The 20110-nt window shown below is 66.2% G+C and carries 22 protein-coding genes; 10 read left to right on the forward strand and 12 right to left on the reverse strand.

What is annotated here, in order from left to right; all coding sequences use genetic code 11:
• Window positions 1-13: 13 nt before the first annotated feature.
• Both R5N89_RS03075 and R5N89_RS03080 read left to right on the forward strand, forming a co-directional pair.
• Window positions 14-1183, forward strand: coding sequence for a serine hydrolase (locus R5N89_RS03075; protein ID WP_110567160.1), 1170 nt, complete (start codon window positions 14-16; stop codon window positions 1181-1183).
• A 24-nt stretch (window positions 1184-1207) separates the two neighbouring features.
• On the forward strand, window positions 1208-1726 hold the full coding sequence (locus tag R5N89_RS03080; RefSeq protein ID WP_110567162.1) for a hypothetical protein: 519 nt from the start codon (window positions 1208-1210) through the stop codon (window positions 1724-1726).
• 85 nt (window positions 1727-1811) lie between these two features.
• Here R5N89_RS03080 and R5N89_RS03085 read toward each other — a convergent pair whose 3' ends face one another.
• The 8 genes from R5N89_RS03085 to R5N89_RS03120 all read right to left on the reverse strand — a co-directional run bounded on the left by R5N89_RS03085 (window position 1812) and on the right by R5N89_RS03120 (window position 7303).
• Window positions 1812-1991: a DUF1674 domain-containing protein gene (locus tag R5N89_RS03085; RefSeq protein WP_110567164.1), complete on the reverse strand. Its 180-nt coding sequence runs from the start codon at window positions 1989-1991 to the stop codon at window positions 1812-1814.
• 70 nt (window positions 1992-2061) lie between these two features.
• Entirely contained in the window at window positions 2062-2784 is a 723-nt protein-coding gene (gene ccmI / locus R5N89_RS03090) for a c-type cytochrome biogenesis protein CcmI (RefSeq protein ID WP_110567166.1), read from the reverse strand.
• 7 nt (window positions 2785-2791) lie between these two features.
• Window positions 2792-3271 carry a cytochrome c-type biogenesis protein gene (locus R5N89_RS03095; protein WP_110567167.1) on the reverse strand — a complete coding sequence of 160 codons (480 nt, stop codon included), beginning with the start codon at window positions 3269-3271 and terminating at the stop codon, window positions 2792-2794.
• Window positions 3268-3840 (reverse strand): DsbE family thiol:disulfide interchange protein, encoded by a 573-nt coding sequence (locus R5N89_RS03100; protein ID WP_110567169.1) that lies wholly within the window; start codon window positions 3838-3840, stop codon window positions 3268-3270. Before R5N89_RS03100 ends, R5N89_RS03095 begins: the two co-directional genes overlap by 4 nt.
• Window positions 3837-5816 carry a heme lyase CcmF/NrfE family subunit gene (locus tag R5N89_RS03105; protein WP_110567172.1) on the reverse strand — a complete coding sequence of 660 codons (1980 nt, stop codon included), beginning with the start codon at window positions 5814-5816 and terminating at the stop codon, window positions 3837-3839. The genes R5N89_RS03100 and R5N89_RS03105 overlap by 4 nt, the downstream gene beginning before the upstream one ends.
• A 19-nt stretch (window positions 5817-5835) precedes the next feature.
• Entirely contained in the window at window positions 5836-6360 is a 525-nt protein-coding gene (gene ccmE / locus R5N89_RS03110) for a cytochrome c maturation protein CcmE (RefSeq protein ID WP_110567173.1), read from the reverse strand.
• Entirely contained in the window at window positions 6357-6503 is a 147-nt protein-coding gene (ccmD, locus tag R5N89_RS03115) for a heme exporter protein CcmD (protein ID WP_110567175.1), read from the reverse strand. Before ccmD ends, ccmE begins: the two co-directional genes overlap by 4 nt.
• Entirely contained in the window at window positions 6500-7303 is an 804-nt protein-coding gene (locus R5N89_RS03120; protein ID WP_110567383.1) for a heme ABC transporter permease, read from the reverse strand. The genes ccmD and R5N89_RS03120 overlap by 4 nt, the downstream gene beginning before the upstream one ends.
• A gap of 177 nt (window positions 7304-7480) precedes the next feature.
• Here R5N89_RS03120 and R5N89_RS03125 point away from each other — a divergent pair, with 177 nt between their 5' ends.
• From R5N89_RS03125 to R5N89_RS03135, 3 genes are all read left to right on the forward strand, one after another.
• On the forward strand, window positions 7481-7774 hold the full coding sequence (locus R5N89_RS03125) for a YciI family protein (RefSeq protein ID WP_110567177.1): 294 nt from the start codon (window positions 7481-7483) through the stop codon (window positions 7772-7774).
• A gap of 9 nt (window positions 7775-7783) precedes the next feature.
• Window positions 7784-8197 carry an EVE domain-containing protein gene (locus tag R5N89_RS03130; RefSeq protein WP_110567179.1) on the forward strand — a complete coding sequence of 138 codons (414 nt, stop codon included), beginning with the start codon at window positions 7784-7786 and terminating at the stop codon, window positions 8195-8197.
• A 178-nt stretch (window positions 8198-8375) separates the two neighbouring features.
• Complete coding sequence (locus R5N89_RS03135; protein ID WP_110567385.1) at window positions 8376-9221, forward strand: EcsC family protein; 846 nt, start codon at window positions 8376-8378, stop codon at window positions 9219-9221.
• A gap of 96 nt (window positions 9222-9317) precedes the next feature.
• Here the strand turns inward: R5N89_RS03135 and R5N89_RS03140 are convergent, their stop codons facing one another.
• Together R5N89_RS03140 and R5N89_RS03145 are read right to left on the reverse strand one after the other, a co-directional pair.
• Window positions 9318-9509, reverse strand: coding sequence for a hypothetical protein (locus tag R5N89_RS03140; RefSeq protein ID WP_110567181.1), 192 nt, complete (start codon window positions 9507-9509; stop codon window positions 9318-9320).
• A 26-nt stretch (window positions 9510-9535) separates the two neighbouring features.
• Entirely contained in the window at window positions 9536-10510 is a 975-nt protein-coding gene (locus R5N89_RS03145; RefSeq protein ID WP_110567183.1) for a D-glycerate dehydrogenase, read from the reverse strand.
• An 83-nt stretch (window positions 10511-10593) separates the two neighbouring features.
• Between R5N89_RS03145 and aat the strand changes: the two genes are divergently transcribed.
• The 4 genes from aat (at window position 10594) to R5N89_RS03165 (ending at window position 13072) form a co-directional block, all read left to right on the forward strand.
• Window positions 10594-11277, forward strand: coding sequence for a leucyl/phenylalanyl-tRNA--protein transferase (gene aat / locus R5N89_RS03150; RefSeq protein ID WP_110567185.1), 684 nt, complete (start codon window positions 10594-10596; stop codon window positions 11275-11277).
• Window positions 11278-11375: 98 nt separating this feature from the next.
• Window positions 11376-12008: a DUF4412 domain-containing protein gene (locus R5N89_RS03155; protein ID WP_244192058.1), complete on the forward strand. Its 633-nt coding sequence runs from the start codon at window positions 11376-11378 to the stop codon at window positions 12006-12008.
• A gap of 33 nt (window positions 12009-12041) precedes the next feature.
• Complete coding sequence (locus R5N89_RS03160; protein WP_110567189.1) at window positions 12042-12638, forward strand: DUF4412 domain-containing protein; 597 nt, start codon at window positions 12042-12044, stop codon at window positions 12636-12638.
• A 125-nt stretch (window positions 12639-12763) separates the two neighbouring features.
• The gene (locus R5N89_RS03165) at window positions 12764-13072 is read left to right on the forward strand and encodes a hypothetical protein (protein ID WP_110567191.1); all 309 of its coding nucleotides are present in this window, start codon (window positions 12764-12766) and stop codon (window positions 13070-13072) included.
• Here R5N89_RS03165 and R5N89_RS03170 read toward each other — a convergent pair.
• Window positions 13066-13575 (reverse strand): peroxiredoxin, encoded by a 510-nt coding sequence (locus R5N89_RS03170; RefSeq protein ID WP_110567193.1) that lies wholly within the window; start codon window positions 13573-13575, stop codon window positions 13066-13068. The two genes, R5N89_RS03165 and R5N89_RS03170, sit on opposite strands and share 7 nt — an antisense overlap.
• An 84-nt stretch (window positions 13576-13659) precedes the next feature.
• Window positions 13660-16707: a bifunctional [glutamine synthetase] adenylyltransferase/[glutamine synthetase]-adenylyl-L-tyrosine phosphorylase gene (locus R5N89_RS03175; RefSeq protein ID WP_110567195.1), complete on the reverse strand. Its 3048-nt coding sequence runs from the start codon at window positions 16705-16707 to the stop codon at window positions 13660-13662.
• A gap of 65 nt (window positions 16708-16772) precedes the next feature.
• On the opposite strand from R5N89_RS03175, the gene R5N89_RS03180 reads away from it, so the two are divergent.
• Window positions 16773-20108 carry an AsmA-like C-terminal region-containing protein gene (locus tag R5N89_RS03180; protein WP_110567197.1) on the forward strand — a complete coding sequence of 1112 codons (3336 nt, stop codon included), beginning with the start codon at window positions 16773-16775 and terminating at the stop codon, window positions 20106-20108.
• The last annotated feature ends 2 nt before the right edge of the window (window positions 20109-20110 follow it).

The raw sequence follows: 20110 nt of genomic DNA on the forward strand, positions 1-20110 counted from the left end.
AAGGAGCACGGTCATGTCCATAACCCAGCCGGAAACGACCCGCATGGCCGCGCGGGTGCACGATGTCATGGAAAGTGCGGTGGCCGCGGGCCGTCTGGTCGGCGCAGTGGTGCTGATCTCCGTTGATGGCGATGTGGTGGTGCGCGAAGCCGTGGGCCTTGCTGACCGTGAGGGCCGCCGCCCGATGCGGGTCGAGACTCCTTTTCGCCTCGCCTCGCTGACCAAGCCGGTCATCACCGCCGTGGCGCTGGCCCTGGCGGAGGCGGGACGGCTTGATCTTCATGCCCCGATTACGCGCTATCTGCCTGATTTCCGTCCTGCCCTGCCTGATGGTGCGCCCTGTCAGATCACGTCTCATCAGTTGCTTACCCATACCAGCGGGCTGGCATACAGCTTCTCCTTCCCGCAAAATGATAATCCCTATACCCGCGCAGGCGTGTCGGACGGCATTGCCGAGCCGGGGCTGTCGCTGGCGGATAATCTGGCGCGGCTGGCTTTGACGCGCCTCATCTTCGCGCCGGGGCAGGGATGGGCCTATTCGCTGGGGCTGGACGTGATGGGTGGCGTGATCGAATCCGTGGCCAGGTGCACGTTGCCTGAGGCGCTGCACCATTATGTGGGTGGCCCGCTGGGCTGGAAGCAGACAGGCTTTACCCCGCCAGAACCCGGCATGCTGGCTACCTGCTACGCCGATGGCAGACCCGCCCCCATCCGTATGGGCGCGGAATACGTGCTGCCCCGCCTGCTGCCCGGTGGCGGGGTGGGGGCCATCCGTTTTGCGCCCGACCGGATCTATAACCCGGCCTCCTATCCTTCAGGTGGGGCAGGCATGGTGGGCAATGCTCCGGAATTCCTTGCATTTCTCGAGGCAGTGCGGCTCGGCGGTGAGGGGCTGCTCTCGCCCGCATCAGCCATGCTGTTCGGGCGCAATGCCACAGGTGCGATCGAGATGGGGCCGCTCATGCGTGGGCGCGGCTTCGGTTATGGCGGGGCGGTGATAACCGACTCCACCGCCGCGCGCACGCCGCTCAGCGCGGGGAGTTTTACATGGGGGGGTGTGTACGGGCATCAATGGGCGGTGGACCGGGCGCGCGGCATGAGCATTGTCATGCTCAGCAACACCGCGCTGGCTGGAATGGCGGGCAGCTACCCCGATGCGGTCGTGGCCGCCGCCTGCGCGTGATGAGAAAGAAGGCTGGAAACTGTCATGTCATTTGGTGAACGCGTCAATAAGTTAGACGCCTGGCTGCTGGAGCGGGTTTTTCAGCCTGTTGCCGATGCACTACCCGAGCGCCTGACGGCGATGGACGTGGGCATGAGCTTTCTGATCGGCGCGGTCCTGCTTTCCGCTGCCGCCATTTCTGCCCTGCTGCTGCTTGATGGCATGACGATAAACAACCTCATCACCAATGTGCTGGGCTGGTTTTTCGAGGTTATTTTCTACATGGGCATTCACCGCATGCGGGCCATGGTGCGGCCGGGTTACCTGAACCCTTTTCGCGTCATGCTGGTAGGCATGCGGCCCATTTCCATTCCGTTTGCGGCCTATGCGCTGTATCAGGCCGTGACGGCGGATGCGGTGTATGAACTCGCGCTGTGGTTCAATTCGCTCTCGCAGCTTGTGTTCGTGGCCGGGCTTTACCTGATCTCGTGCAATGTGCCGCCGCCGGGGCATCGCGCGCGGCAGACATCCTTCGGGCGTGGCCCGCTGCCCAACGAACTCTGAGCAGAAACCCAATAAGAATGCCGCCTTTTTGAAAAAAGGCGGCACCCGGAAACGTCTGTCATTTAAAATTTCCGAAGCGTCGGGATCAGAAATCCACACAGCGGCCCTTCACCGTCCAGTCGCCGTACCGGGTGGGTTCCGGCCCCTTGGGGCCACCCACTTCATCGGCCTCGGCGGGCTGTTTCAGCAATGCGGCTTCCTTGGCCGCTTCATCCTGCGCGCTATCAGCCACAGGGGCGGGTGTGGGGGATGTGTCCTTGCTCATACCCACCATTTTCCGCCCGGCACGGGCGGGCTGGCAAGCGCAAAAGACCGCATCAGGCCACAGTAGCGCGTTATTGATGTTCAGACTGGGCAATGCGCTGCTGCACCGTCATGCGCCACGGGGCATTCGCAGGGGCGGCGTCAAGCGCGCGGCGGTACAGATCGGCGGTTTCGGGTGAGATATGGCCATCATCGGCCATCATCTGCGCTTCTGCGGCCCGGGCTGCTACCTCGGGGTCGAAACGCTGCTCGATGGCGCTGCGCCAGGCCTGGGCGGCGGCGGCGTAATGGTCGCGCCCGGCCTCGGCCTGACCAAGCAGCACGTAACCCTGGAACAGGCTCGGATCACCCGGCGGGATCTGCCTGAGCTGGTCGCGCAGGCGGTCGATCAGCGCGTCGTTGCGGTGGTCTTCCTTCTGCAGCGCCACAAGGCGCGGGGCCAGCGGCTGGGCAGGCAGGCCGGGGTGGCCCACGGTCATGTACAGCGCAATGGCCGCAACCGGCAGGCCAATGAGGGCTGCCGCAATGGCTCCGGTCGAAGCACCCTTGCGCGCAATGAAGGCAGGCAGCATGTCAGCCCCGAGCACGCGGCGCTGGATTTCCAGCCGGGCGCTGTCGTGCTCGGTGGGCGCGATCATGCCTTCGGCCAGGTCGCGCTCGAGTTCGGCCAACTGGGCCTGATGCAGCACCAGCGCGCTCTCGCGCTCGTCACGCAGGAGCGTGGCGCGGCGGAACGACAGGAGTGCTGGCACAAGCGCGATCACGCCAAGCAGGCAGATACCAATCCAGATCATATCAATCTCAGCGTGTTTCGGTCAGGTCGGACAGGCGGCGGCGTTCTTCATCCGAAAGCGGCGGCGGCGTGGGCGCGCGCGGGCGGCGGAAGGTCCACCACGCAATGCCGATGCCAATGCAAAGCGCCAGCAGCGGCATGACCCATAGCAGCAGCGTGCCAATGGTGAAGGGGGGCTTGAGCCGGATGAAATTGCCGTAGCGGTTGACCATCCAGTCCATGATCTGCTGGTTGCTCTCGCCCTTGGCCACATGCTCGCGCACCACGTGGCGCAGGTCGCGCGCCAGGTCGGCGCTGCTGTCCTCGATCGATTCGTTCTGGCACACAAGGCAGCGCAGTTGTGCGCCAATGGCCTCGGCGCGCTGCTCCTGCGCCGGGTCGGGCAGCATTTCCGATGGGTCATCCACCGCCAGCGCGACGAGCGGCGCAAAGATCAGGCAGGCCAGCAGGGCGATCAGGCCACCACGGCGTAGGGGATGTGTCTTCATGATTTGAGGCTGTCCGCCAGCGGCATGATGGTGTTGGTGATCATGGCCTCGGTGATGGGGGAGGCGGTGTGCCAGCGAATGATCCCGCCCGGCCCGACCAGGAAGGTTTCCGGCACGCCGGACACGCCCCAGTCAATCGCGGCCAGCCCGTCATGGTCGGCGGCGATGCGGGCATAGGGGTTGCCCGCGCGCTGCACGAAACCCAGCGCATGCTCGGGCTTGTCCTTATATGCAATGCCCCAGATCGGCAGCCTGTCCTTCAGCACGTTGAGCACCGGCATCTCGGCCACGCAGGGAATGCACCATGAGGCGAAATAGTTCACCAGCACCGGCGCCTTCAGCCCCCGCAGGTCGGCGGCTGAAAAGCCTGTGCCCGGCGCCTGGTCGGGCAGCGTGAAATCGGGCACGGGGCGGTTGAGTGCCGGGGCATGGATGTCATGCGGATCGAACGAGCCCCTGGTCATGCCCGAGAGCATGCGCCAGAAGCCCACGCCAACCCCGCCCGCCACAACCAGCGGGGCCGCCATGAGCAGGCGGCGGCGCGTGGGGGAAGAAGGCTGTTCGCTCATTGCGCCACCACCACATCAACGGTTTTGGCCCGGCGTGGCGCGCCCACGCGCACGCGCCGGTCGGACAGGGAAAGCGCGCCGCCAAAGGCCATGATAAGGCCCCCCAGCCACATCCACGGCGCCAGCGGGTTGTAGTGCAGGCGCAGCACGTAGGTCGGGTTGGCGTCATCGCCATGCTTGTCGCCCAGCACGCCATAGATGTCGGCCATGAGGTTGGTGTGGATCGCAACCTCGGTCGTGGTCTGGTGCTGGCTGGCAAAGGTGCGCTTGGAGGGGTGCAGCGTGGTGACCAGTTTGCCGTTGTGGCGCACTTCAATGGTTGCCACCAGCGCGGTGTAGTTCGGGCCCTCGGCCGGTTTCACGTCGGTCAGGGTCCAGCTATCGCCCGCCAGCATCTCGCTTTGGCCCACATGCACCTCGACAATGCGGTGTGCCGCCTGCGACATGCCGGCAATGCCCAGCACCACAATGCCCACGCCCGCATGGGCCAGGGCCGCGCCAAATACCGCACGCGGCAGGCTGCGCGCGCGCTGCCAGCTCTGGCCCAGAGGCTGGCGGAACAGGCGCAGGCGCTCGGCAATATCAGCAACACTCGAGCAGATCACCCACACGGCGGTGGCCGTGGCCAGCACCGGCAGGATCTCGCGCATCTGGAAAGTGGCCACCACGAGCGCCACAGCGGTCACGCAGGCGGCCCACCACAGGCGGCGCAGCACCGGCCACATCTGCGCGCGCTTCCACGGCATCATGGGGCCGAAGCCCATGAACACCATGAGCGGAATGGCCAGCGGAATGGTGGTTGCATCAAAGAACGGCTTGCCGACCGAAATGGTCTTGCCGAACAGCAGCGACATGAAGGGCGGATACATCGTGCCCGTCAACACCACCGCACAGATCGAGCACAGCAGGATGTTGTTGAGCACAAGCAGCCCCTCGCGCGAGACGGGGGCAAACAGGCCGCCTGTGGTCAGTTGCGGGGCGCGGATGGCGAACAGCAGCAGCGAGCCGCCAATGACAAGGGCCAGCAGGCCAAGGATGAACACGCCACGCGCGGGGTCATTGGCAAAGGCATGCACCGAGTTGAGAATGCCCGAGCGCACGAGGAACGTGCCCGAAAGCGAGAACGAGAACGTGCCGATGGCCAGCAGCACGGTCCAGATCTTCAGCGCCTCGCGCTTTTCCACCACGATGGCCGAATGCACCAGCGCCGTGCCCGTCAACCACGGAATGAGGGAGGCGTTCTCCACCGGGTCCCAGAACCAGTAGCCGCCCCAGCCCAGCACGTAATACGACCACCATGACCCCATGGCGATGCCACAGGTCAGGAAGCACCATGCCGCTACCGCCCACGGGCGCACCCAGCGGCCCCAGGCGGCATCCACCCGCCCCTCGATCAGGGCGGCGATGGCAAAGGCGAAAGGCACGGCAAAGCCGACATAGCCGGTGTAGAGAATGGGCGGATGAAAGGCGAGGCCGGGGTCCTGCAGCAGGGGGTTCATGCCCTGTCCGTCCATGGGGGCGGGCCACACGCGGGCAAACGGGTTGGATGTGGTGAGGCAGAACAGCTCAAAGCCTGCTGCAACCCCGCCGAGCACCGCAATCACGCGCGCCTGGAGTGCTGAGGGCAGGTTGCGGCCAAACAGGGCCACTGCGCCACCACATATGGACAGGATCATCGCCCACAGCAGCACCGAGCCCTCATGGTTGCCCCACACGCCGGTGATCTTGTACAGCAGCGGCTTGCTGACCGCACTGTTGGCCGCCACGTTCTGCACCGAAAAGTCATTGGTGATGGCAGCATGGATCAGGCAGGCAAACGAGGTGATGAGCGCGATCATCTGCCCCACCGCCAGCGCCGGTGCCAGCGCCATCAGGCGCGCATCGCGGCGGCTTGCGCCAATCAAGGGCAGGATGGCCTGTCCGGCGGCCATGCAGCATGCCAGCGCCAGCGCAAAATTTCCAAGTTCCGGGTTCATTGTCGGATGTCAGTTTCCGTTAAGGCGTCTGGGTGGCCGGTTTTTTCGCATTGTCGGCGGCGGTCATGGTGTTCCAGCTCGCGGCGTCAGGAGCCTTGCCGAAGCGCGGATCCCACTTGCCGCTGCGGCGCAGCTCCTCGGCCACTTCCTTGGGCATGTAGGTCTCGTCATGCTTGGCCAGCACTTCGCTGGCGCGGAACGTGCCATCGGGGTTGACCGTGCCCACCGCCACCACGCTTTGCCCCTCGCGGAACAGGTCGGGCAGGATGCCCTCGTAGCGCACGGTCACGGCGGCCTGCCCGTCGGTTACGTCAAAAATGGCGACCGGGGCGTCCTTCACCTTCTCCTGGTGCACGCTGCCTGCCACCACCATGCCGCCCAGGCGGATGGTGCGGTCGGCTGGCGGCGGCTTGCTGTGCACCTGCGAGGGCGCCATGAAGAACACGATATTGGAGGAAAAGGCATTGAGCGTAAGGGCGGCTGCCGAGCCCAGCCCGATCATGCACGCCACCACCAGCCACAGGCGTCTGCTCTTGCGGGTCATGAGGGCTGGCGTGTCCGGGGCTGTTCAATGGCGGCAAGGCGCCTGCGGGCCTGGCGCAGGCGCACGGTGGCATTGACCGACAGGATGGCGGCAACGCCAAGGGTCAGGCCATAGGCGGCCACGATATAGGGCAGGTGGGTCATGGGGTGGCGCGATCGGGCTGGGGGGCGGCAGCGGCGGACTGGCGGCCCCGGTTGGCGGCAAGGATGGTACGCACGCGGCTTTCCATGACCGAGGCGCGCAGCCGGGCGAGCACGATGGCGGCGAAGCCGAGCGTAAAGCCCAGTGTAGTCAGACCGAGCGGCCACAGCATGGAGGTGGACATGGTGGGCGCGCCGGTAACCGTAATGCTGTCGGGCTGGTGGAGCGTGTTCCACCACTGCACGCTGAACTTGATGATGGGCAGGTCAACCGCGCCTGCAAGGCCAAGGATGGCGGCGGCGCGGTAGCCGCGCTGCGGTTCGTCAAACGCGCGGATGAGCGCGATATGGCCCAGATACAGGAAGAACAGCACCAGCACCGAGGTCAGCCGCGCATCCCACACCCACCATGTGCCCCACATCGGCTTGCCCCAGAGCGAGCCGGTGGCCAGGCACACGGCGGTGATGGAAGCACCCACCGGCCCGATTTCCACCGCCGCAAGGTCGGCCAGCGGATGGCGCCACACCAGCGAGAGCAGCGAGCACACCGCCAGACCCATATAACCTGATGATGCCAGCCATGCAGTGGGCACATGCACGTACATGATGCGCACACTGTCGCCCTGCTGCCAGTCAGCGGGGGAGAAGAACAGCCCCCACACGATTCCGGCAACCGACAGCGCAAGGGCGGGCCATGTCAGCCACGGCTGCAGCTTGGCCCCCATGCGCAGGAAACGGCCAGGGTTGGCATAACGGTGAAAAAGGTTACCGGTTCGCGCGGTAAGGCTCTGCGTTGCGTTCAAGGTTGATCCATCCGTGCCGGGGGCACCTGTCCCTGCAATGAAAACGGTCAAGAAATTCCGGCCTTCCCCCATGGGTGGGTAGGGGCTGACGTTTTGTTGCTCTACACTATCGCGTTAAAAAAGACACGGCCAGTCCTGTCCCAATCATGAGGCAGCAGGCCCACAGGAGGATAAAACATGCTGTTTGCCATCATCTGCACCGACAAGCCCGGCAGCCTCGAAACCCGCAAGGCAACCCGCGAGCGCCACCTTGCCTACCTTGAGCAGCACCGGTCGCATCTCGTGCACGGCGGACCGCTGCTGGACGCGGAAAACCGCCCCTGCGGCAGCCTGCTGGTAGCGGATCTGGCCGACCGCGCGGCCGCCGAGGGATTCGCGGCGGAAGACCCGTATGCCAAGGTGGGCCTGTTCGAGAGCGTGGTGATCCGTCCGTTCCGTTCAGTTTTTCGTGATGGGCTGCGGGTGGAGTAGAAAACGGTCATGGCCTACTGGCTGATCAAGTCCGAGCCGGACGCGTTTTCATGGGCCGAGCAGGTGGAAAACGGTGTTGAACCCTGGACCGGCGTGCGCAACCACCAGGCGAAGAAAAACCTCGCCGCCATGCAGGTGGGCGACAGGGCGTTTTTCTATCACTCCAACGTGGGCCGCGAGATCGTGGGCGTGGTTGAAGTCGTGCGCGAAGCCTATCCCGACCCCACGGCGGCGGATGGCAAGTGGGTGTGCGTGGACGTGCGCGCCGCAGGCCCGATGCCACGCCCCGTAACGCTGGCCGAAATCAAGGCCGATCCGGCGCTGGCCGACCTGGCGCTGGTGCGGCAGTCGCGGCTTTCCGTCGTGCCGGTATCGGAGGCGCACTGGGCGCATCTGTGCCGCATGGGGGGCTGGAACAGCTAGGCTACGCCCGCGTTTCATGGCGGCGGGCATGGTCATGCCCGTTGCAAGAACGCCATCATGGTGCTGAAACGGTGGCAATTGCCACATGGGCGTCGCGGCTGGCCATGTGGGGCCGCGCCGCCACGGCGCGGCCCGCAGGCTGGCGCGCGGTACGATAGATCAGGCGAAGGGCATTGTAATGAGTGCAGGTTCCGCAAACGAACTGGCACCGCTGACGCTGGACAGCGCGTGTATCACTGAACTCCAGCAGGCGCTGGAACGTGTCGAGACCGGGCGGGGCGTGCTGGTGCGCCTTGCCGACCTCATGGGGGGTGCCGTGGGGCAGGCGGCCATGCTGGGCATGCGCACGCTGGGGCTTGCGCCCACGCTGCAGGCCAAGTTGCAGGCCACGGCGGAGGCGGCCATCCGCCGCGCGTTCGACCTTGCGGTGGTGGGCATGGACCGCCCGCATGATGTCTCGGCCGAGGCCAGCGCCGGGAGCACGTGGCGCGACCCCGCGCTGAAGGCGGCGGTGACCGTGTCGGGCGCCGTGGGCGGCTTTACCGGCCTGCCGGGGCTGGTGGCTGACGTGAGCTTCACCACCATGGCCATCATGCGTGATATCGCCCGCATCGCGCGCGAGAATGGCGAGGATCTCTCCACCGAAGCCTCGCGCGCGGCCTGTCTTGAGGTCTTTGCGCTGCGGGCCTTCCCATTTGGCGCAAGGAAAGGCCCGGCGGAAGAAAGCGAGCTTGGCTACTTCTCCGCCCGCGCCATGCTGCGTGGCCGCCCGGTGGTGATGCTGGTCAGCGAGGTGGCCACCCATTACGGGCTGGGCCTGTCGCGCAAATTCGCGGTGCAGATGATGCCGGTGGCGGGCGCTCTGTGCGGGGCCTCGCTCAATGCGGCGTTCCTGTCGCATTATCGCGCGGTGGCGCAGGCGCATTTCACCATTCGCAGGCTCGAGCGTGAATACGGACCCGAAGTGCGCCGCACCGCAGCCGACCTCAAGGCCCATGCCGCCACCCAGGCGCGTGAGGCCTGAGATAGAAGTTTTTGGGGTGCCGCCTTTTTTCAAAAAGGCGGCGTTCTTCTGAAGTTTTTAAAAAAAGCTTCACCAAAAACTTTTGTTTTTAAAGAGTTAAGGCTGTTTCAGGCCCTCTTTTGCCACGGCGGGGCGGAAGGCATTGCGCAGTTCAATGCACGTCGCCACCAGCATGAAGCCCAGATAGAACTTCAGCAGCGTGCCCAGAATGCCCCCATAGCGGGGGGCCAGCAGGTCCAGCCCGATGGTGATCAGCGTGAAGATAACGAAAATACCGGCAATGCCCATGTCTGTTTCTCCGTAAAGGGGGCGGGTCAGCCCTTGACCGGGGTCAGGGCGGCGCGTCCGTTCAGCACGGCCTCCACGTTATCGAGTGCCAGCATGCCCATGTCGCTGCGTGTCTCGGTGGTGGCGCTGCCCACATGCGGGGTCAGGAACACGTTGGGCAGTTCGAGAAAGCGCGGATCGGGGTTGGGTTCGTTGCGGTACACATCCAGCCCGGCGGCGGCAAGCTGGCCGCTTTTCAGCGCCGCGATCAGCGCATCCTCATCCACCAGCGCGCCACGGGCGGCATTGATGAAAATGGCCCCCCTAGGCAGGCGGCCGAGCAGGTCGGCATTGATCATGCCGTCGGTCTCGGGTGCCGCAGGCAGGTGCAGGCTCAGGATATCGCAATGCGGCAGCATGTCGGTCACGGTGCTGAAATAGGTTGCCCCTTCCTCCTGCCCGGCAGGCAGGCGGCGGCGGTTGGAATACATCACCTGCATGTCAAACCCGCGCGCGCGTTTCGCCACGGCGCGGCCAATGCGCCCCATGCCCACAATGCCCAGCCGCTTGCCGCTGATGCGCGTGCCCAGCATCTCGTCCATGGCCAGGCCGCGCCCCCAGCCCTGGCGCATCAGCGTGGTGTATTCGCCCGCCCGGCGCGCTGCGGCAAGCATAAGCAGCATAGCCATGTCGGCATTGCAGTCGGTCAGCACGTCGGGCGTGTTGGTCACGATGATGCCGCGCGCGTGCAGGGCGGATATGTCGAGATGGTCAGTGCCGACGCTGACGGTGGCCACGATTTTCACGCAGTCGGGCAATTGGGCCACATCGTCGTGGCGCAGCGGCAGGCTGGTGGAAATCAGGATGGCCTGCGGCTGGAACGCCCGGGCAGCATCAAGCAGTTCGCGCGTTGTGAGTTTATGCTCCGATACGCCAGATATGTTAAAACTCTGTTCAATACGCTGCATTACGGGAAGGGTCTGGCGCTGGGTCAGCAGAAGGCGGGGACGGGTGTCGGACATGGGGTATGGTTTCTCCTGCCAGATGGGTGCATGCGGGGGGCGGTCATGCCCATGATTGCGTGCGAAAGGGTTATCCTAAGAACATGACGGGTCAAGAGACGGTTTCCATCACGCCGGACCTTATGCTGCGTGCCTACAGGGCGGGGCTGTTTCCCATGGCGCCCGATGCCCGTTCCGATGATCTGGAATGGTTCTATCCCGAGATGCGGGGCATCCTGCCGCTTGATGATGGCTTCCATGCATCGCGCAGGCTCATGCGCACGGTGCTGTCGCCGCGTTTCGAGGTCACGACCGACCACGATTTCCCCGCCGTGATGGATGGCTGCGCGGAACCTGCGCCAGGGCGCGAGAATACATGGATCAACCCGCGCATCCGCGCCCTGTTCTGCCAGCTTCATGGCATGGGCCATGCCCATAGCGTGGAAGTGCGCCATGAGGGCCGTCTGGTGGGCGGGCTGTATGGCGTGGTGATCGGGCAGGCCTTTTTTGGCGAGAGCATGTTCAGCCGCATGCGTGATGCCTCGAAGGTGGCGCTGGTGCATCTGGTCGCCCGGCTGCGTCTGGGCGGATTCACGCTGCTCGATACGCAGTTCGGCACCACCCACCTTGCCGGGTTTGGCGGGGTCGAGATCCCGGCCGATGACTACATGCGCCTGCTGGGCCGCGCGGTTGCGGGGCAGGCGGCATGGGTGGGCAATGATGAGGGCACGCGGCTGCATGCCGCCCTGCTGGCCCTGCGGGGCGGGGTGGAGGGGGCAGGCGGTTGACAGGGCCACGCATGCGGGCTTCCGTCTGCGCAGATGAAAGGGAATATGTGATGAAGCATGCAACGGCCCGCCCGGCGCGGCGCGCGATGATGAGGCGCATGCGGCTGCCGGGCCGGGTGGCGCTCGTGGCGGCGGCGCTGTCCGCCACGGGGCTGTGCGCCGCGCGCGCGCAGGATGGCGCGAGTGTGCATCCGCCGCTTACCCCCACCCGCGACGTGCAGGTGGACTATAACGTGCAGCCCGATGGCGTGCCCGAGCCCAAGCCCATCCGCACATGGTTCGCCTATAATGGCGGGCTGATGCGAATCGACAGCCCGCAGGGCATGGGCGAGACGATTCTCAACCGCATGAGCCGCCAGGTCACCATCATCATCAACCCGCAGAAGGTGTACAGCCAGCTCGATGCCCGCTATGGCATCCGCAACCCCTTCCTGCTTGACCTGTCCATGACGTTTGCGCGCAAGGGCACGTCGAGCGTTGCAGGTGTGGCCTGCACGCAGTGGGATGTCACGACCGACCAGGGCAACGCCACCGCCTGCGTGACCGATGATGGCGTGGTGCTGCAGGAGATCGGGGTGGATGGCGACGGGCTGAAAGGCCGGCTTGAGGCGACGAAAGTGGTCTACGGCCCCATACCCGACAGCATGTTCCAGCCGCCCGAGGGCTACCGCAAGGTCGAGCCGCCACCGCCGCCCGGCACGCCTGCGGCCAAGGACAACAAGGGCGGCTGACCGCCAGCCCGTTTTTTTCAAGGATTGCATGACGTGACACGGATTACCCCAGCCCTGGGCCGGGCCTGCCTGCTGGCCTGCCTGCTGGCGGCTGGCGCAGGCAGCGCGCGGGCCGCCGATGAGGCTTCATCCCCCTATGTCACCCCGCAGGCCGATGTGGACGTGACCTACACCATCTACCCCCCGCACGACACGAGCCAGACCATGAGCCAGCGCATGCGGTGGTCGGCCAGCCGCATGATGCAGCGCGTCGATCCCGCCAATGCCACCACCTACATGATTACCGATTACCGCGCGGGCACGCTGACGGTGGTGAACGCCGACCAGAAGATCAAGACCATCATTCCCGCCCCCGGGGCTGCCAATGTGCAGATGGGCCAGCGCGCGCAGGGCAGCTGGCTGCGCACCGGCGTCTCAAAAGTGGCGGGCCTGCCCTGCGCCCTGTGGCAGACGCAGGACACCGACCAGCGCTCCAGCGAGATCTGCTACACCGATGATGGCGTGATGCTTGAGGTTATCCGCGATGGCAAGGTCATGGTCGAGGCGACATCGGTCAACCATGCCACGCAGGATGCGAGCGTGTTCGAGACCCCGCCGGGGCTGAAGGAACTGCGCGCGGCCCATCCGTAACGCTCCGGTCCGCTTTATGGCATGAAAAGGGCACCCCCTGCCCGTAAATCGCCATGTCCATCTGGTCTAGACGGTTCTGGCGGGGCTGTGTGCCCCACCGGAACAGGACAATCAGGAAACAGGTCATGAAGAACATGGGGCGTATTGCAGCGGGGCTGACCCTTCTTGCCGCAATGGCAGTGGCGGCGCCGCAGGCCCAGGCCCATGGGCGTGGCGCGGGCGATGCGTTTGCAGGCGGGCTGGTGGGTGGCCTGGTGGGCGGTATCGTTGGCGGTGCCATGGTTGATGCCTTTGGCCCGCCGCCGCCCCCTCCGCCGCCGGTCTATTACCGCCCGCCGCCGCCGCCCCCACCGGTGGCCTATTATGCGCCGCCGCCTCCGCCCCCGCCGGGCGCGTTCTATGGCCCGTATGGCCCGCCGCGCCCGTATTACTGACCTTTGGCGCCAGCCTGTAGTGTGAGGGCTGTAATGGCCTTGCGCACGGCAGCCACATGGTTCGTGACCTTGACCTTGCGCCATGCATGCACGAGGTGGCCGGTTGCATCGACAAGGAAGGTCGCGCGTTCGATGCCCATGTATTTGCGGCCATACATCGATTTTTCCACCCACACGCCATAGGCCTCGGTCACGCTTCCATCCGTGTCGGAGGCAAGCGGAAAGGTGAGGGCATGGTCGGCTGCGAATTTCTCGATGGCGGCCATGCCATCGCGCGAGACGCCGATCACGCTCACGCCATCTTTCTGCAGGTCGGCCAGGGCGGCCTCGAATTCACAGGCCTCCTTCGTGCAGCCCGAGGTATTGGCCTTGGGGTAGAAATACAGCACGAAGGGATGGCCCTTCTCGTCCTTCAGGCTGACCGTGCGGCCGCCGCTTGCGGGCATGTCAAAATCGGGGACGGCGCTACCGGGTTCGGGAAAGGGGATGGAAGCCTTGCTCATGACCTGCCTTGCTGCTCTGGGTGCGGGAGCCACGTCACGCGCTGGCCCCCGGCGGGGTTGAAACGGGGGCGATCATGCAACGCTTCAGGCGGCGGGGAAACCACCGTCATGCCCATCATGCGCGCCATCGGGCGCATCCGTGAGCGGAATCAGCCGATCGAACACGCCTGTGACATCATTGGCCATGCGGTCCATGCGGCGCAGCAGCCCCGCCGCATCGGCGGCCCCGACCTCGCCCGTCAGGATCTCAAGGCTTGCGGGCGCAATGGTGTCGGGCACGTCATGGCCACAGATGATGCGGATCAGCCCCTGCAACGCCCGCCAGAACAGATCGGCCCGGCGCAGCAGGCGAGCATCGGCCATGCTGATCTCGCCCAGCCGCGCCAGCCGCAGCAGCGCCGTGCGGGTGGACTGGCTGCGGCATGCGGGCGAGCGCGCCACGAGCTGCAGCCCTTGGGCCACGAATTCCACATCCATCAGCCCGCCCCGGCGGCGCTTTATGTCCCACGGGCTGGAGGCGGGGCGTTCGCGCGCCAGGCGTTCGCGCATGTGGCGCACGTCATGGAGCACCCGTGCGCGGGCCTGCGCCGTGTCGGGCGCGTGGTCAAGCGCGGTGGCAATGGCGGCATTCAGCGGGCCTGCAAGCCCGGGCGGCCCGGCCACCACCCGCGCGCGGGTCAGCGCCATGCGCTCCCATGTCCAGGCGGATTCGGCATGGTAGCGGCGGAAGGCGGAGAGCGAGACCGCCACGGGCCCCTTCGAACCCGAGGGGCGCAGCCGCATGTCCACCTCATAGAGCGGGCCTTCGCGCCCCGGCGCGGTCAGCGCCGCGACAAAGGCATGCGCCAGCCGCACGTAATAGGTTCCGGCGGAAAGGGGGCGGGCACGCGGGCCATCGCTGGCGCTGACCACGCTCTCGCCCGCCTCCTCGGGGTGGTCGAACACCACCATCAGGTCCAGGTCCGAGCCGGGCATCATCTCGCGCGAGCCGACCTTGCCCAACGCCACCACCGCCACCGCGCCGCCGGGCACGATGCCGTGGCGCTGGCGGTGCTCGGCGCTGACCAGGCGCAGCAGGCCGCGCATGACCGTCTCGGCCATGGCGGTGCGGGCGCGGGCGGCGCGGTCTTCGCTCATGCGGTGCTCAAGGCGGGCGACCGACAGGCGGAACTCCTCGCCACAGACCAGCCCGCGCAGCACCGGCAGCACCTGCTCGGCCGACTGCGCCGCCGCCACCTGCCGCCGCGCCAGGGCTGTCACCGTGCTGACCGCGCCGGGGCCGCCATCCATGTCAAGCAGGCCATCGAGCGCGGAGGGGGTCTCGGCCAGGTGGTCCGCCAGGAAGGGCGCGCAGTCCAGCACGGTCACGATGCGGTGGATCAGGGCGGGATTGCGCTCGAGCAGCGACAGGAACTGCACCCCCGCCCACTGCCGCTCGAGCAGCGCATCGAAGCGGCGCAGCACGGCCAGCGGCTGCTGGCGGCGGCCCATCTCGGCCAGCAGGCCGGGCAGCAGGCGGCGCAGCAGCTTGCGGGCGCGGTCCGAGCGCAGGGCGCGCAGGCGGTTGCCTTCCCACCGGTTGAGAATGGCCAGCGCGTCGTTGATGTCAGCCGCGGGAAAGCCGTGCGCGCGCAGGCGGTCGGCGGCATCGGCATCCTCGGGGGCGATGGTGATGTCCTCGCGGCCGCTTTCGGCAAACTGCTGGTCAAAGATGCGCCGCGAACGCTGCATGACCGCAAGCAGGCTGCTGGGCAGTTCATCGGGCGGGCCCATGTTCATGAAGGTGGCGAAGCGCGCGAATCCGTCCTCCGTGTCGGGCAGGCTGTGGGTCTGGTGGTCGAGGCGCATCTGCAGCCGGTGCTCGGCCTGCCGCAATATGCGGTAATTGCGGGCCAGTATTGCGGATTGTTCACGCGCCAGCAGGCCTGCCCGGCGCAGCCTGCGCAGCGCGCCCAGCGTGGTGGGGTCGCGCAGTTCCGGCCTTCTGCCACCCCATACAAGCTGCAGGGCCTGAGCTACGAATTCCACCTCGCGGATGCCGCCCTGCCCGAGCTTGACATTCTGGCCCAGCAGCCAGCGCAAGGCAGTGTCGGGGTTGCTGATATCTTCCGCGCGCAGGCTGTCCAGATTGGCGTGCCCTGCGTTACGGTGGCGGTCGATGCGGGCTTTCATGTCATGCAGATCATCAATTACCGCGAAATCCAGATGGCGGCGCCAGATGAACGGATGAATGGTTTTGAGGAAACGGCGCCCCGCCGTGATGTCGCCCGCCACGGGCCGCGCCTTGGTCATGGCCGCGCGTTCCCATGTGCGGCCCATGCTCTCGTAATACTGTATGGCGGCGGGAAACGACACGGCGGCGGGGGTCGCGCTCGGATCGGGTCGCAGCCGCAGGTCCATGCGGAAAACGTAACCATTTGCATCACGCGCTTCCATAAGCGTGACAAGATCGCTAGTCATGCGCACAAAGGTATGTCGCAGTTCCCCATTGCCGGGGTGGCGGTCCGGGTCATACAGAATGATCAGGTCTATGTCCGAGGAGTAGTTCAGTTCCCGCGCGCCCAGCTTCCCCATCGCCAGAACCACGAAGCCGCTGCCCCGGCACGGGGTTTCGGGGTAACGCAGGCGCAGGCGTCCGGTCTCGTGCGCGTGGAGCAGCAGATGCCTGAGTGCCGTGTTCAGCGCGTTCTCGGCCAGTTCGCTCAGCGCCAGGGTCACCTGCTCCAGCGACCATGCGCCCCCGATATCGGCCAGCGCTATGGCCAGCGCCGCCTGACGCTTGGCCTCGCGCAGTTCGGCCATGATCTCGGCGCGGGGCGTTGCGGGCGGCACGGTATCGAGTGCGGTAAGGATGCGCCGCACGCAGGTTTCCGCGCCTTCATGCACAAGGGTGGCGAAGGCTTCCGTATCACGCAGTGCCAGGTCGGACAGGTAGGGGCTGTTGCCCCCCAGCGCATCAAGCATGGGCATGATGCCCGGCGTGGCCGCCAGGTCGGGCAGGCCTGCGCGCGCGCACGCATCGGACAGGTTCTCGCGCAGGATGCGGGCGGCACGTGGGTCGGCGGGTCGGGGCCATGTGCATCCCTGCCACGAGGCATGTGGCGCGGGCAGGGGCGGGGTTGGCTGATCCATGGAGAAATGTCCGGCAAGAGACTGGGAATGAACGCTTATTGGCGCGGGAGCGTAGCGTGGACGGCATGACGCAGGCAGGTCAAGCCTCGCCGCCGCCCGGTGGCACGCCGCAACGCCCGAGCCGCGTGCGCCGCGCGGTACTGGCCGCGGGCCGCGTGGTGGTGTGGCTGGTGCTGCTGTGCATTACGCTGCCTGCGGTGCTGCTGCTGGTGCTGACCCTACGCCTTTCGGCAGGGCCGCTTGAGGTCACGCCGGTGGTGCGCCTGTTCATGCCGCTGCCCGTGGCCCATGGGCGCAGGCATGCGGATATTATTGGCAGCCTGTCGGCGGCGCATGTGCGGCTGGGCTGGAATGCGATGCATGAGGGGCTGCGCGCGCCGTTCGTGATCTGGGTGGAGGATGTGCGCATCGCGCGGCGCGATGGCGCCGTGGCCGATACGCTGCGCCGGGGGCGCATTACGCTCGATAGCCCGGCGCTGGCGCATGGCGTTGTCCGTATTCTTGAACTGTCGGTCTCGCACGGGCGGTTGCAGCTTGCGCGTAGCCGCGAGGGCAAGATCGGCCTCGACCTGGGGCCGGATACTCCCTACCCGCCGCATGAGAAGGAAGAACCCTCGCCGCTGGACATGAGCGCGCTGCGCAGGGCCATGGTGTCGGACACGCATGTGCAGTTCACCGATCGCATGACCGGGCGCAACTGGCGGCTGGGCGAGGCGGATGCCCGGCTGAAGGTGGTGAACGATACCGGGCAGAAAGGGGTGGAAGGCGATATCCGCCTCGGGCTGGAAGGCAATGGCGAGCGGCTGGTGCTGCACGGCCAAGGCATCCATGCCGGCCCCCGCCATGTTGACTGGACCCTAGTGCTCGACCCCATCAGCCCGGCGGCCTTTGCGCCGGGGCAGAAGCAGGTCGCCCCGCTTGACCTGCCGGTGGGCGGGCGGTTGCAGGTTGCTTTCCGTGATGGGGGGCAGGATCAGGGCTTCCTCATGCCGCGTGATTTCACGCTGCACCTCGATGCGGGCAACGGGCAGGTCACCACGCGCAAGGCCGGGCAGTTTTTGGTGGGCGAGGGGGTGGCCGACCTTGTCGGTTCACTGGGGCCGGGACCGGCCAACGCGCCGTTTGATGGCCCGCTGAAGGTGGCGCTGCGCAACCTTGAACTGCATCTGCGCGCACCGGGCCATGCCGATGATGATGGCAGCGGCCCCACGCTGAACGCCACGGCCGCACTCAGCGCCGCATCACTGATGAAGCCTGCCAACGTCCAGCTTGACGTAGGCGCGCATGCGCGGGCGCTGGAGTTTGAAACGCTGGGTGCGTTCTGGCCGCCCGCCGCCATGAAGGGCGCGCGCCGGTGGGTGACCGAAAACATACCGCATGGCCATGTGCGGCAGTTGCAGGTCAATATGGGCCTGACCAGCCACAAGGGCTGGGGGGGGCTGGATCTCGCCTCGCTTGGCGGCACGATCGATGCCGACGCGATGGAACTGCACTGGCTCAGCCCCATTCCGCCGCTGCACGACATGGATGCCCACCTGACCTTTGATGGTCCCGACGAGATCATGATCCATTTCGGCCATGCGTACCAGCTTGTTGACCTTGCGGGGCGGCATGTCGATGCCACCGGCACCGGGCGGATCGAGGTCGGCCCCGGCTCCATGCGCATTACCGGCCTGAACGAGAAGGTGCAGGTAGGCGACATCAACGTGACCCTGCTGGGCAATGCGCGCGACGTGCTGGCGCTGCTGGCCGAGCCCCGGCTCAATGTACTCTCGCGCCACCCCATGTCGTTCACGCACCCGTCGGGGCGGGCCAATGTGTCGCTGCACATAGCCCTGCCGCTCGATGCGCATGTGCGCCTCGACCAGATCGACCTGCGCAGCCATACCGATCTTGCGCAGGTGCATCTGGGCAATGTGGTGGTGGGGCGCCCGCTTGATAATGGCATCCTGGGCATCGACGCCACCACCAACGGCCTGCTGCTGCAGGGCACGGGCGTGCTGGCGGGCATTCCCTCGAGCGTGATCTACACCATGGACTTCCGCAGCGGGCCGATGGTCCATGCGGTGGAAAGCGCCAGCCTGCAGGGCCATGTCACGCCGGAGGGGGTGAAGCGGGCCGGATTTGAGATGGGCGAGCATTTCTCGGGCAGCGCCCTGCTTGATGTGGATTACGACCGCTACGTGGGCGGCAAGGCGCAGGTGAATATCGACCTCGATCTTGATCGCGCGGCGCTGGCCATACCCATCTGGTCCAAGAAGGTGGGGCAGGAGGCCAATGCCTCGGTCGAGCTTGACCTCGACCATGGGCAGATTGCAGGCATCGAGAACATGCGCGCCGTAGGCCCCGACCTGCTGATTGATGGCCATGCCGAGACCGCAGGCGGGGTGACGCGCCGGCTGGTGCTGCGTGGCTTCCGTATCGGGCGCTCGATGGGCAATGCCTCGGTGCTGCTGCCGCAGCGCGAGAACGACCCCATTGGCGTGAACGTGGCGGCCAGGGTGCTTGACCTCTCGCCGCTGGTCTCGTTCCAGACCGCGCCCGACAGCACGGCGGCGACCAAGGTGGCCGCCCACCAGGGCGATAGCGGTGGCTACCACATGCCTGAAATGGCGACCGGACGGGTCAACGGCCCGCCGGGCCGCCGGTGGGATCTGAACGTGGATGCCCGCACCCTGTATTACGGCCCCACCGATACGCTGACCAACGTGCATAGCCACCTTGAAACCAATGGCGTGCGCCTGACCCGTGGCGTGCTGACGGTGGAAGGCCCGGTGCCCGCGCAGGCGCACCTGACCCAGCAGGGCAATGTCCGCCTGCTTGACGTGCATGTGGCAAGCCTGGGCGACCTGCTGCACAACATGAAGGTGACTGACGAGATGCAGGGTGGCGTGACCGACATCACCGGCCAGTTCGATGACAGTTCGGCCACCGCCCCCTTCTCGGGCACGGTGCATATGGGGCCGTTCAAGCTGCGCAACGTGCCTGCCGTGGTCAGGCTGGCCAATAATGCCTCGATCTATGGCTGGCTGCGCGCGCCGCATGCGCCGGGCATGCAGATCGAGCAGCTGAACGCGCCGGTGAAGATGGATGAAGGCGACATCCATATCTCCGACGGGCTGGTCAGCAATGCCTCCCTCGGGGCCACGGTGTCAGGCGAGGTGAACCTGGAGAAGAAGACCCTTAACCTTGATGGCACCATCATCCCCGCCTTTGCGGTCAATGCGGCACCCGGCCACCTGCCGGGCCTGCTGGGCTGGCTGTTCAGCCCGGAGAAGAACGGGGGCGTGCTCTCGGCCACCTATCAGGTGACCGGGCCGATGGGCAACCCGGCAGTGCATGTGAACCCCTATGCCATGCTGCTGCCCGGCTTCCTGCGCAACCTGATGCATGTGCATTGAGA

Origin of the sequence: Komagataeibacter sucrofermentans DSM 15973 (genome assembly GCF_040581405.1) — a bacterium.
In the GTDB taxonomy this organism is placed as follows: Bacteria; Pseudomonadota; Alphaproteobacteria; order Acetobacterales; family Acetobacteraceae; genus Komagataeibacter; species Komagataeibacter sucrofermentans.